General features: G+C 43.1%; 8 protein-coding genes. 7 read left to right on the top strand and 1 reads right to left on the bottom strand.

Features of this window, described 5'->3' with window-relative positions; all coding sequences use genetic code 11:
* Positions 1 to 256: 256 nt before the first annotated feature.
* The 4 genes from rpoB to AC4CUZ_RS01785 all read left to right on the top strand — a co-directional run bounded on the left by rpoB (position 257) and on the right by AC4CUZ_RS01785 (position 9,900).
* Positions 257 to 4,345: a DNA-directed RNA polymerase subunit beta gene (rpoB, locus tag AC4CUZ_RS01800; protein ID WP_062035236.1), complete on the top strand. Its 4,089-nt coding sequence runs from the start codon at positions 257 to 259 to the stop codon at positions 4,343 to 4,345.
* A 141-nt stretch (positions 4,346 to 4,486) separates the two neighbouring features.
* A complete protein-coding gene (rpoC, locus tag AC4CUZ_RS01795) occupies positions 4,487 to 8,686 on the top strand; it encodes a DNA-directed RNA polymerase subunit beta' (RefSeq protein WP_004692765.1) in 4,200 nt (1,399 codons plus the stop codon).
* A gap of 168 nt (positions 8,687 to 8,854) precedes the next feature.
* Positions 8,855 to 9,394, top strand: coding sequence for a hypothetical protein (locus AC4CUZ_RS01790; RefSeq protein WP_178928091.1), 540 nt, complete (start codon positions 8,855 to 8,857; stop codon positions 9,392 to 9,394).
* 149 nt (positions 9,395 to 9,543) lie between these two features.
* Complete coding sequence (locus AC4CUZ_RS01785; protein WP_058868762.1) at positions 9,544 to 9,900, top strand: DNA transfer protein p32; 357 nt, start codon at positions 9,544 to 9,546, stop codon at positions 9,898 to 9,900.
* A gap of 49 nt (positions 9,901 to 9,949) precedes the next feature.
* On the opposite strand, the gene AC4CUZ_RS01780 is transcribed toward AC4CUZ_RS01785, so the two are convergent.
* A complete protein-coding gene (locus AC4CUZ_RS01780) occupies positions 9,950 to 10,435 on the bottom strand; it encodes a DUF4442 domain-containing protein (protein ID WP_004978660.1) in 486 nt (161 codons plus the stop codon).
* 116 nt (positions 10,436 to 10,551) lie between these two features.
* Here AC4CUZ_RS01780 and AC4CUZ_RS01775 point away from each other — a divergent pair, with 116 nt between their 5' ends.
* The 3 genes from AC4CUZ_RS01775 to AC4CUZ_RS01765 all read left to right on the top strand — a co-directional run bounded on the left by AC4CUZ_RS01775 (position 10,552) and on the right by AC4CUZ_RS01765 (position 13,826).
* On the top strand, positions 10,552 to 11,436 hold the full coding sequence (locus AC4CUZ_RS01775; RefSeq protein ID WP_178928089.1) for an alpha/beta fold hydrolase: 885 nt from the start codon (positions 10,552 to 10,554) through the stop codon (positions 11,434 to 11,436).
* A 101-nt stretch (positions 11,437 to 11,537) separates the two neighbouring features.
* The gene (locus AC4CUZ_RS01770) at positions 11,538 to 12,908 is read left to right on the top strand and encodes a Na+/H+ antiporter family protein (protein WP_058868765.1); all 1,371 of its coding nucleotides are present in this window, start codon (positions 11,538 to 11,540) and stop codon (positions 12,906 to 12,908) included.
* A gap of 315 nt (positions 12,909 to 13,223) precedes the next feature.
* On the top strand, positions 13,224 to 13,826 hold the full coding sequence (locus AC4CUZ_RS01765; RefSeq protein ID WP_151837216.1) for an OmpW/AlkL family protein: 603 nt from the start codon (positions 13,224 to 13,226) through the stop codon (positions 13,824 to 13,826).
* Positions 13,827 to 13,859 lie beyond the last annotated feature (33 nt).

Here is a 13,859-nt window from a genome sequence, read left to right as displayed (position 1 = left end):
TGGCTCTTGGGTCATCAGCCTTTTTGCGTTACAATAATCGGCTCGATTTTTGTTTGCTTGGTGGAAAACCCATCAAATTAAAATAAAGAAAAGAATCAAACGCTTACCAATATTTTTAAATTTGAAAAATATTGGTAAGCGTTTCAATACCACTGAAAATTGCAGCATTTGTAAAAAGTGGTGGCCATATCGGCCTGCGTAATTCCTTCTGAGCCCGTTCTGCAGGCGGGCTCGGTTTACTTTCCGAGGACTCCAGATGGCATACTCATATACCGAAAAGAAACGGATCCGTAAGAATTTTGGTAAATTGCCTAGTGTTATGGATGCTCCGTACTTGCTCGCGATTCAAGTCGACTCGTACAGAACATTTTTACAAGATGGCAAATCACCAAAAAACCGCGAAGATATCGGTCTGCAAGCCGCGTTTCGTTCAGTTTTTCCTATAGAAAGTTATTCTGGCAATGCTGCTTTAGAATTTGTTGAGTATAGTCTTGGTAAGCCTGAGTTTGATGTACGCGAATGTATTCTTCGTGGCTCAACTTATGCAGCACCAATGCGCGTAAAAATTCGTTTGATCTTAAAAGATCGCGAAACTAAATCAATTAAAGACGTGCGCGAGCAAGAAGTGTACATGGGTGAAATGCCACTCATGACCGATAACGGTACATTCGTTATTAATGGTACTGAGCGTGTAATCGTATCTCAATTACACCGTTCACCGGGCGTATTCTTTGACCACGATAAAGGCAAAACCCACTCTAGTGGTAAAGTGCTTTATTCTGCGCGTATTATTCCTTACCGTGGTTCATGGTTAGACTTCGAATTTGACGCAAAAGATCTTGTATTTGTGCGTATTGACCGTCGTCGTAAATTACTTGCGACTGTGGTTCTTCGTGCTTTGGGTTATAACAATGCGCAAATCTTAGACTTGTTCTATGAAAAAGTGCCTGTATACCTAGACATGGGTAGCTACCAGATTGACCTTGTTCCAGAACGCTTGCGTGGCGAAATGGCACAATTTGACATCGTAGACAATGATGGCAAAACCATTGTTGAGCAAGGCAAGCGTATCAACGCGCGTCATGTGCGTCAAATGGAAGCTGCTGGCCTAGAAAAGCTTTCTGTGCCTGATGAGTACTTATACGAGCGTATTACTGCAGAAGACATTCCACTTAAAGATGGTGATGTGATTGCAGCTAATACCTTGTTAAGTCATGAAATTATGGTGAAATTGGCTGAAGGTGGTGTTAAACAATTTAACATTCTATTCACCAATGACATCGACCGTGGTTCATTCGTTGCAGATACTTTACGTGCCGACACCACGACAGGTCGTGAAGAAGCATTGGTAGAAATCTACAAAGTAATGCGTCCAGGCGAGCCACCAACAAAAGAAGCGGCTGAAAACTTATTCAATAACTTGTTCTTCTCTTCAGAACGTTATGACCTCTCTCCAGTCGGTCGTATGAAGTTCAACCGTCGTTTGGGTCGTCCTTACGAAGTGGGTACGGATCAGAAGTCTCGTGAAGTTGAAGGCATTTTGTCGAACGAAGATATCACTGATGTATTAAAAACATTGGTTGAAATCCGTAACGGTAAAGGTGAAGTCGACGATATCGACCACTTGGGTAACCGTCGTGTGCGTTCAGTAGGTGAAATGACTGAAAACCAATTCCGTGTTGGTTTAGTTCGTGTAGAACGTGCTGTTAAAGAACGTTTAAGCCAAGCTGAAACAGATAACTTGTCTCCGCAAGATTTGATCAATGCGAAACCAGTGGCTGCTGCAATCAAAGAATTCTTTGGTTCAAGCCAATTATCTCAGTTCATGGACCAAAACAACCCATTATCTGAGATTACGCACAAACGTCGTGTATCGGCGCTTGGTCCTGGTGGTTTGACACGTGAACGTGCAGGCTTTGAAGTACGTGACGTACATCAAACTCACTACGGTCGTGTATGCCCAATTGAAACGCCGGAAGGTCCAAACATTGGTTTGATCAACTCGCTTTCTGTTTATGCGAAATGTAACAATTTCGGTTTCTTAGAAACTCCATACCGTAAAGTGGTTGATGGCCGTGTAACAGATGAAGTTGAGTATTTATCTGCAATTGAAGAAGTAGGTACTGTGATTGCACAGGCCGATTCTGGCGTAGATAAAGACGGTAACTTAACAGAAGAATTTGTTTCTGTACGTCACCAAGGTGATTTCGTACGTATGCCGCCTGAAAAAGTGACGCATATGGACGTTTCTGCACAGCAGGTTGTTTCTGTTGCTGCATCACTAATTCCATTCCTTGAACACGATGACGCCAACCGTGCATTGATGGGTTCAAACATGCAGCGTCAAGCTGTGCCTACATTGATTGCTGACAAACCGCTTGTAGGTACAGGCATGGAAGCAAATGTAGCGCATGACTCTGGTGTGTGTGTGATTGCGGGTCGTGGTGGTCGTATCGAATTCGTAGATGCTTCACGTGTCGTGATTCGTGTCAACGAAGACGAAATGGTTGCAGGCGAGGCAGGTGTAGATATCTATAACCTGATCAAATATACACGTTCGAACCAAAACACTTGTATTAACCAAAAAGTTCTTGTGAAACTTGGTGATAAAGTGGGTCGTGGTGATGTATTGGCTGATGGTCCATCAACAGATGGCGGTGAGCTTGCACTCGGTCAAAACATGCGCGTTGCGTTCATGACGTGGAATGGTTACAACTATGAAGACTCGATCTTACTTTCAGAGCGCGTACTTCAAGAAGATCGTTTAACGTCAATTCACATTCAAGAATTGTCGTGTGTTGCTCGTGATACGAAGTTAGGCGCAGAAGAAATTACTGCGGATATTCCTAACGTAGGTGAAGCTGCACTGTCTAAGCTTGATGAATCAGGTATCGTATATATCGGTGCTGAAGTGACTGCTGGCGATATCCTTGTAGGTAAAGTAACGCCTAAAGGTGAAACGCAGTTAACACCAGAAGAAAAATTGCTTCGTGCAATTTTCGGTGAAAAAGCAGCTGACGTAAAAGACTCATCTTTACGTGTTCCATCAGGTACGAAAGGTACAGTGATTGACGTTCAAGTGTTTACACGCGATGGTCTTGAAAAAGACGAACGTGCGCAAGCAATTGAAAAAGCTCAGCTTGATTCATATCGTAAAGACTTGAAAGAAGAATACAAAATCTTCGAAGAAGCAGCACGTGAACGTATTGTTCGTTTGTTGACAGGTCAAGAGTCTAACGGTGGTGGTACAACCAAGCGTGGCGATAAGCTTTCTGCAGACGTATTGTCTGGTTTAGAGTTGGTTGATTTACTTGAAATCCAACCGACTGATGAAGCTATTGCAGAGCGTTTAACTCAAATTCAAGTGTTCTTGAAAGAGAAGAGCTTCGAAATTGATGAGAAATTTGCAGAGAAAAAACGCAAACTTTCTACAGGTGATGAATTAACAACAGGTGTATTGAAAGTTGTTAAGGTTTACTTGGCTGTTAAACGTCGCATCCAACCGGGTGATAAAATGGCGGGTCGTCACGGTAACAAGGGTGTTGTTTCTAACATCTTACCTGTTGAAGACATGCCGCACGATGCCAATGGTGTTCCAGTCGACATCGTATTGAACCCACTGGGTGTACCGTCACGTATGAACGTGGGTCAGATTCTAGAGACTCACTTAGGTATGGCAGCGAAAGGTCTTGGCGAAGAAATCGACAAGATGTTAAAAGCGCAACGTACTGTACTTGAGCTTCGTGGATTCTTAGACAAGATTTATAACAAAGTTGGTGGCGAGCAAGAAGATCTTGATAGCTTAACTGATGATGAAATTTTGGTACTTTCGGGTAACTTACGTGCGGGTGTTCCACTTGCAACGCCGGTATTCGATGGTGCTGAAGAATCACAAATTAAAGACTTGTTAGAGCTTGCGAACATTTCACGTACTGGTCAAACAGTATTGTATGATGGTCGTACAGGTGAACAGTTTGACCGTCCTGTAACTGTAGGTTACATGTACATGTTGAAACTGAACCACTTGGTAGACGACAAGATGCACGCGCGTTCTACTGGTTCTTACTCATTAGTAACTCAACAGCCGCTTGGTGGTAAAGCACAATTCGGTGGTCAGCGTTTCGGTGAGATGGAAGTCTGGGCGCTTGAAGCATATGGCGCAGCTTACACGCTTCAAGAAATGCTTACTGTTAAGTCGGATGACGTTGAAGGTCGTACCCGTATCTATAAGAACATTGTAGATGGTAACCATTATATGGACCCAGGTATGCCTGAATCGTTCAACGTATTGACCAAAGAGATCCGTTCTTTAGGTATCAACATTGAACTGAAAAATGGTGACTAAGTTTCTCCATTGAATCTTCCCAACCTCTCTTGTTCAAAGAGAGGCTTCCTCGAAAGGGAAGCGGGGAGATTTCTCAGTTAAAAAACAATATTTGTGACCCAGTTGTGTAGTGAAAGTCTCCACAACACACGGAGAAAAAAATTGAAAGACTTGCTCGATATCATGCGCAAAAAGACGGATTCAGACGGTCATGCTCCAGTTGAGTTTGATCGCATCCGTATTGGTCTTGCGTCACCAGAAATGATTAAGTCATGGTCTCATGGTGAAGTTAAAAAGCCTGAAACCATTAACTATCGTACGTTCAAACCAGAACGTGATGGTTTATTCTGTGCCAAAATTTTTGGTCCAGTCAAAGATTACGAATGCTTGTGTGGTAAATACAAGCGTATGAAATACAAAGGCGTCATTTGTGAAAAATGTGGCGTTGAAGTAACAACTGCGAAAGTTCGTCGTGAGCGTATGGGTCACATCGAGCTGGCGTCTCCAGTTGCACATATTTGGTTCTTAAAATCACTTCCGAGCCGTATCGGTCTATTATTAGACATGACTTTACGTGATATCGAACGTGTATTGTATTTTGAATCTTACGTAGTAACTGACCCAGGTATGACTCCATTTGAGAAATACCAACTTTTAAACGATGAAGAATACTTCAATGCTTTAGAAGAACACGGTGATGAATTCACTGCGAAAATGGGTGCAGAAGCTGTTCAAGATTTGTTAAAAGACATCGATCTTGAAAACGAAATTTCACGTTTACGTGAAGAAATTCCAAACACAACGTCTGAGACTAAGCTTAAAAAAGCGTCTAAACGTTTGAAGTTGATGGAAGCGTTTAAAGAGTCAAACAACAAGCCAGAATGGATGGTGATGAATGTACTTCCAGTACTTCCACCAGATCTTCGTCCGTTAGTACCACTTGAAGGTGGTCGTTTCGCGACTTCTGATTTGAACGATCTTTACCGTCGTGTGATCAACCGTAACAACCGTTTGAAGCGTCTTCTTGACCTTGCAGCACCAGACATTATCGTACGTAACGAAAAACGTATGTTACAAGAGTCTGTCGATGCATTGTTAGACAACGGTCGTCGTGGTCGTGCAATCACGGGTTCGAACAAGCGTCCTCTTAAATCTTTGGCTGACATGATCAAAGGTAAACAAGGTCGTTTCCGTCAAAACTTACTTGGTAAGCGTGTTGACTATTCGGGTCGTTCGGTAATTACTGTAGGTCCTACTTTACGTTTGCACCAATGTGGTCTTCCGAAGAAAATGGCACTTGAATTATTCAAGCCATTTATTTTCGCGAAACTACAAGCATCTGGCCAAGCAACAACCATTAAAGCTGCGAAGAAAATGGTTGAGCGCGAAACGCCAGAAGTTTGGGACGTTCTTGCTCACGTGATTCGTCAGCACCCTGTGATGTTGAACCGTGCGCCTACACTTCACCGTTTGGGTCTTCAAGCATTTGAACCGATCCTGATTGAAGGTAAAGCGATCCGTCTTCACCCACTCGTTTGTGCTGCGTTTAACGCCGACTTCGACGGTGACCAAATGGCGGTACACGTACCATTAACGCTTGAAGCGCAGTTAGAAGCGCGTGCGTTAATGATGTCGACCAACAACATCTTGTCTCCAGCGAACGGTGAGCCAATCATCGTACCGTCTCAGGACGTTGTCTTAGGCTTGTATTACATTACTCGTGATGCGATCAATGCCAAAGGTGAAGGCATGGTGTTTGCAGATACTCACGAAGTTAACCGTGCACTTGCAACAGGTCAGGTAAATTTACACGCTCGCGTAAAAGCACGTGTACACCAGACTGTGATTGATGAAAATGGTAACCGTGAACAACAAACAATTGTTGTGGATACCACACCAGGTCGCTGCTTACTTTGGGAAGTTGTGCCAGAAGGTATGGATTTCCAACAAATCAACGTTGAGATGACCAAGAAAAACATCTCTAAATTGATTAACTCTTGCTACCGTAAATTGGGTCTTAAAGATACAGTGATCTTTGCGGACCAATTGATGTACTTAGGTTTCCGTCAAGCGACACGTTCAGGCGTATCGGTAGGTATGGAAGACATGGTGATTCCACCTGCGAAGTACTCAATTATTGAAAAAGCAGAAATTGAAGTTCGTGAAATTGAGCAACAGTTCGAACAAGGTTTCGTAACTGCTGGCGAACGTTATAACAAAGTTGTCGATATTTGGGCACGTACGAATGACCAAGTAGCGAAAGCGATGATGGACAACTTGTCTTTTACCACTGTTAAAAACAAACAGGGTGAAGATGAGAAGCAAAAATCATTCAACTCGATCTATATGATGTCTGACTCAGGTGCCCGTGGTTCGGCAGCTCAGATTCGTCAGTTAGCGGGTATGCGTGGTTTGATGGCGAAACCAGATGGTTCGATCATTGAAACTCCAATTAAAGCGAACTTCCGTGAAGGTTTGACAGTACTTCAGTACTTCATTTCAACACACGGTGCACGTAAAGGTTTGGCCGATACAGCACTGAAAACAGCGAACTCTGGTTACTTGACACGTCGTCTTGTAGACGTAGCGCAAGACTTGGTTATTACTGAGCCTGACTGTGGTACTTTGGGCGGTCTTGTAATGACTCCGTTCATTCAAGGCGGTGACGTGATCGAGAACTTAGGTACTCGAGTACTAGGCCGTGTTGTTGCTGAAGATGTGAAGAAAGCAGGTTCTGATGACATTATCCTGCCACGTAACACTTTGATTGATGAGAAACTTGCAAACTTCCTAGAAGAGCAAGGTGTCGATGAAGTTAAAGTACGTTCAGTGGTTGCGTGTGAATCTACATTCGGCGTATGTGCGAAATGTTATGGTCGTGACCTTGCACGTGGTCATCAGGTGAACCCTGGTGAGTCTGTGGGTGTTATGGCTGCACAATCGATTGGTGAGCCGGGTACACAGTTAACAATGCGTACCTTCCACGTAGGTGGTGCTGCAAGCCGAACGTCTGCTGCAAACAGCGTACAAGTACGTAACAAAGGTACTGTACGTTTCCACAATGTGAAAACAGTACAACATGCCAAAGGACACTTGGTATCGACTTCTCGTTCAGGCGAAATCGGTATTGCGGATGATTTAGGTCGTGAGCGTGAGCGTTATAAACTGCCATACGGTGCGTCTATCTTGTTGAAAGATGGCGAAGCTGTAGAAGCTGGCGGTATTGTGGCGACTTGGGATCCGCACACACACCCACTTGTAACAGAAGTTGCAGGTAAAGTACGTTTCAGCCAAATCGCTGATGGCGTAACTGTTACCTCTAAAACTGATGATGCAACGGGTATGACGACGATTGAAATCTTACCTGTGACTGCACGTCCTGCGTCTGGTAAAGATTTACGTCCTGCGGTTGTTCTTGATACGACTGATGGTGGTGAGCAGTTCTACTTCCTACCACAAAACACGATTCTTTCTGTCCGTGATGGCGAAACAATTGGTGTGGGTGACGTTATTGGTCGTGTACCACAAGAAACTTCACGTACGCGTGACATTACCGGTGGTCTACCGCGTGTAGCTGACTTGTTCGAAGCACGTAAACCGAAAGAGCATGCGATTCTTGCTGAAATTTCAGGTGTTGTAAGCTTTGGTAAAGAGACTAAAGGTAAGAACCGTTTAGTGATTACTCCAGATGATGGTTCTGAGATTTACGAAGAACTGATTCCAAAATGGCGTACCATGAACGTGTTCGAAGGCGAACATGTGAACCGTGGTGAGACTGTTTCTGATGGTCCACAAAACCCACATGACATCCTACGCTTGAAAGGCGAAGTTGCGCTGACCAACTATATCGTGAACGAAGTTCAAGACGTATACCGTCTGCAAGGTGTAAAAATCAACGACAAGCACATTGAAGTGATCGTACGTCAAATGTTGCGTAAAGTTGATATCACTGATGGCGGTGATACAAGCTTCATCAAAGGCGAGCAAGTGGATTACATCCGCGTGATGCAAGAGAACCAAGCTGTTCTTGCGCAAAACAAGTTCCCTGCGAAGTTTGAACGTCAATTGATGGGTATTACCAAAGCATCGTTGTCTACTGACTCGTTCATCTCTGCTGCATCGTTCCAGGAAACTACACGTGTGTTAACTGAAGCGGCTGTAACAGGTAAAGAAGATGATTTACGTGGCTTGAAAGAGAACGTAGTTGTAGGTCGTTTGATTCCTGCAGGTACTGGTCTTGCGTATCACTTAGAGCGTCGTCGTCAAGAAGCTGAAGCTGCAGAGCATGAGCTTGTAAATGACTTCTCTGATGTGGATCAAGCATTAAGCCAAGCATTTAGCGATGAGTTTAACGGTCTATAATTAGCCCTTTAAACGCGTGAAAAAGCCACCTTCGGGTGGCTTTTTTTTGTCCTTTTGTTACAGAAGCTGATTTAAGCTTTTATAAATTTCACATTTTTCCTATATTAAAAATATAAGTACACAAATCTCCTTACTTCATTAACGATTAAAAAATAGAGGTGGTTCGACATGAAATTGACATCAAAACTATTGGGCTTAAGCATCTTCGCATTTGTGAGCCAAACGATGGCAGCGCCGATGCCGAATACCATCACAGTGGAGGATAAGGCGGTTGTACCGATTGTCAAAACACAGATTATTCGCAGTGTCGCGGGTCAAGACCCAGTGCGGACGACCGAAGCGACTATTTTTGAAGTGAAAAATGGTGGTAAAGATATTGTGGCGCGTGAAGTGGTTCTCGAAGAAAATGCCAGCCAATTTTCAGATAAAAAAATGTCTGCACCGATTGTGCAAAAAGGTAGCGTGATTGTTCCGACATCCAAAGTTGAAGTGAAATCGACCTTGAGTCAAGGTGGTGTTGTCCTTGCAGAAGGTAAGCAAGTTGACGCACAAGGGATTGAGTTTAAGAAAGGGCAGGAACCTGTACGTAAGGAGCTGAAACTGGATCAAGTGAAAGACCCGAACAGTCAAGAAAGTGTGACGCGTGCGGTGCTCCAAGAAAATGGCACCACCACCAAAGATGTGGTTGTGGTGAAAGAGCCTGAATAAGCTTGAATTGAATGCGGTATGAGGCCCTCTCAGGAGGGCTTCTTGCTTACAAATTTTCAGCAATAGCAGCTGTAACCGTAACATTTCACGGGTTTTAAGTTCATACTGATCTTTTATGCTGTAAGAAATAGCCAATAAGGACAAATCTCATGAAAAAATATATGAGCATTATTGCAGTGGCATCTCTTTCGACGATGCTGTTGGCAGGTTGTGAAAATATGAGCGCTTCTGAGCAACGTATTGGGACAGCGGCTTTAGGCGGTGCAGTAGGTGGTGCTGCGGGGAATAGCCTCGGTGGCGGTGTAGGTGCAGCCGTTGGTGGTGGTGCTGGTGCGGCTGTGGGCAGTAAAGCCCAAGGTGGATCAAACCGTAATGCAACCTACAGTGGTGTTGGCGGTGCGATTGGTTCAGCAGTGGGTAAAAGCGTGTTTGGTGGTAATACCGGCGCTGCCATTGGTGGTGCCATCGGCGGTGGCGCAGGCGCAGCAATTGAAGAACGTAAATAATGTCTTAAGTTCAAATTTCCAAAAAAAGCACTTCATGGAAGTGCTTTTTTTATAGCTGTGCCGGTTTAGGTTTTTTACGACGGATATATAAAGTCTTTTCCACTTCTGCAATTCGAATGCCAGCTTCATCATAAATATTTAAGGTATAAATACGATGTACGGGGGCATAGTTGTCGGCCAGTTGTTTCACGGTCGCGATTTCTTGGGCATCAAGATGAAAGTCTGCATAGACTGTACTGCGACCTGGGCTGAGAAATTGGATAGAGGCGGCTTTGTCCCAAACAATATATTTATTGCCTAAGTGGTGCATCAGCAGGGTCATATAAAAAGGGTCGACCATTGCATATAAACTCCCGCCAAAATGTACGCCGACAATATTTCGATTTTGTCGAGTGAGGGGCATTTTGACACGAATATGGTAGTGTTTAAGGTCAAACTTTTCAATTTGAATCCCTGCACCTTTAAAGGGGGCAAAATGATTGAGAAAGTATTTCGCGACAATCGGCTGTGTCACAAGTTTTTTTAAAATGCTCATTTCGGTCAATGGTATCTGATGAACTTCTATCCATACTAGAGAAGATCAAATCAATTGGCATTGATCGTTTTGCCAGCAAAGTATAAAAAACAGTCAATAACAATAAGGAGCTGAATATGGAGCAGCAAAGTTACTGGGTACAAACCACAGACCAACAAAGACTTTATGTGAAAACATGGGGCAATGCGAACAATCCTGCACTGGTCTTGGTGCATGGCTATCCAGATAATCAAGAGGTCTGGGAGCCTGTGATTGGGCATCTGGTGCAAGATTATTATATTGTGACCTATGACGTTCGCGGTGCAGGGATGTCGAGTGTGCCGCGTCGTACATGGGCCTATGCCTTGCCTCAGCTATCGCTAGATTTGGAAAGTGTGGTGAATAGTGTGATCCCACAGCGTAGCTTTCATCTGGTTGCGCATGACTGGGGGTCGATTCAGTCATGGGAGTCCGCGACTGAGCCAAAATTTAGAGAGCGTATGCTGTCATTTACCACCATTTCAGGCCCATGTTTAGACCATGCCGCATTTTGGATGCGAGAACAGTTCAGACAACACAAGCCTCAATTTTTTAAGCAGTTAACGAAGTCTTGGTATATTGCGGCCTTTCAGGTGCCTTTTTTAGCACCAACCGTATGGCAGTTTTTTAGTCCTGAGCATTGGGGCAAAGTTTTATCGCGTTTAGAAGGACGCTCAGACTTACCGCTGAATCATCACATTGCTGCCGATGGTAAGCACGGGGTTGCGCTCTACCGCGCGAACTTTATCCCACGCCTGACGAAACCTCGGGAACGCTTTGCAATTTGTCCCGTACAAGCGATTGTGTTGGAGCAAGATCAATTTGTGAGTCCAGCGTTAATCGATGAAATGCCGAAGTGGGTCGAAGATTTTCAACGGGTGAATGTAAATGCCAACCACTGGGCAATCTTGAGCCAGCCTGAAGTAATTGCTAAAGAAATCAAAAGGTTTGTTCAAAACTGGCGTTGTGTTGAAGCCAGCTGAAATGATCTGTGAAAGAGAAAGGCGCTAGCGACCTGTAAGGGCAGAATTTTTTGGTTATTTTCTGATAAAATGCGCCTTTCTTCCAAGTCACTCTTTTCACTATGTTCGCAATTCTTGCCGCTATTGGGGTCATGTTTGGACTTTCATTAGCTCGTGTGCCTGTAGTATTTGCATTAATTATTGGTGCTGTCACAGGTGGTTTATTGGCTGGTTTAGGGCTACACGGTACCCTCGAAGCATTTAATAATGGGCTTGGGGGCGGCGCAAAAATTGCGTTGGCTTACGGGGTTTTAGGTGCGTTTGCTTTGGCTTTGGCACGCTCAGGTTTACCTGACTTGTTGGCCTATAAGCTTATTAAAACATTGAAAGGTTCGAGCAATGAAAAGGCACAAAATCGGGTTAAATATCTGATTTTTATAACCGTCGCATTAGCAGCCATTTGTTCACAAAACGTCATTCCTGTGCATATTGCGTTTATTCCAGTCCTGATTCCTCCTTTATTAAGTGTGTTTAACCATCTCCAGTTAGATCGTCGACTAATTGCTTGTGTTCTAACCTTTGGCTTGGTTGCCACTTATATGCTGGTACCATTTGGATTTGGTGCGATTTTCCTGAATGACATCTTAGGTCAAAATATTAATACTTTTGGGCAACCCTACGGTTTTAAAATCAATTATGCCGATATCCCTTCAGCAATGGCCATTCCTGTTTCTGGTATGTTTGTCGGTTTATTGGTTGCTGTATTCTTTAGTTACCGTAAGAAACGTGTATACGAAGAAGTGCATGTGGAACCAGTGCAGCAAAGTATTTCTTCTGAACTTGATATCACGGGTGAGAAGTCTAAGCCCGAAATTTCAAAGTTTACGTTATCTATGGCTCTCATTGCGGTAGTTGCTACGCTTTGGGTGCAAATTGCATCAGACTCCATGATTTTAGCTGGTCTGGTTGGTGTTGCGATTTTGAGCTGTGCGGGCATTTTTAAATGGAAAGAAGCAGACGATGTGATTATTAGCGGTATGCGAATGATGGCATTAGTTGGTTTCATTATGATTGCAGCACAAGGCTTTGCATCTGTTATTTCTGCAACCAATCAAGTACCAGCATTGGTAGAAGCATCAGTGCAATGGATTGGTTCTAGCCAAGGACTCGCTGCATTTTGGATGCTATTGATTGGCTTACTGATTACTTTAGGAATTGGTTCTTCGTTCTCTACCATTCCAATTTTAGCAATTATTTATGTGCCTTTGTGTATCCAGTTTGGCTTCAGTCCAGCGGCAACCATTGCGATTATTGGTACGGCTGCGGCACTCGGTGATGCGGGTTCTCCAGCTTCTGACTCCACTTTGGGACCGACTTCGGGTTTGAATATGGATGGTCAGCATGATCACATGAAAGACAGTGTGATCCCGACCTTTATTCACTTTAATATTCCACTCATGATTTTCGGTTGGATTGCGGCCATGGTTTTGTAATTTACCCTCCAATTATTATAAAAAGGCGATTTTAAATCGCCTTTTTTATTATTTATTCAGATTAAAATAATCGGGTTTATAATATTAATTCGGATTAAAAAGGTTGGAATTAAAATATATTTATTTTGATTCTTCGTTATTAATTTAAAACCAACTAAAACAGTATATTTAATATTTAAATCAATTAAAAACAATCAATTAAAAACAGTATTTAAAATACATTATTATTATAATTGCATATTAATTACACTCTTGTTTATGATGAGTTAATGTTAATTTTTATATTAATTATTTTACAAACAGAGGTTGTTTTAAATGTTGAAGCAAATTGCTCTAATTACATTAATGGGTCTTTCTGCATCTGCTGCAATGGCAGGTCAATGGCAAGTCAAAGTCGGTGGATCTGCAATTGCGCCAACGCAGGACACGAAAATTGCGAATGGTACATTAACGGTTGAAGCAGATAGCGAACTCGCGTTTACGCCATCGGTTGAATATTTCTTTAATGACAATATTTCTGCAGAGCTGCTATTGGCGACACCAATTAGCCATGACGTGACAGTAAATGGTAGCAATGCTGTAAAACTGAAGCATTTGCCGCCAACAGTGACTGCAAAATATAACTTTAAAAATTCAACAGGTTTCACGCCTTATATTGGTGTTGGTGCAACAGCATTTATTGCTTGGGGTGAAGAAACTTCAGGTGTACTCTCAGGAACTAAAGTTAAAGTCAAAGATGACTACGGCTATGCTGCACAACTTGGTTTTAATTACCAACCTGCTGATGCGAAAAACTGGGGTGTATTTGTCGATGTTCGTTATGCAGACTTAAACCCAAAAGTTGAAACTGTGGTTGAAAACTTTAAATTAGATATCGATCCAGTGATTTATACACTCGGTTATAGCTACAAATTTTAATAATCAAAAGTAGCTTTTTAAGAACCTCATCAA

The organism is Acinetobacter sp. 789_lipA, from assembly GCF_058242845.1.
Note: the sequence above shows the minus strand (reverse complement) of the source record. Positions and strands in the feature narration are given on the sequence as shown.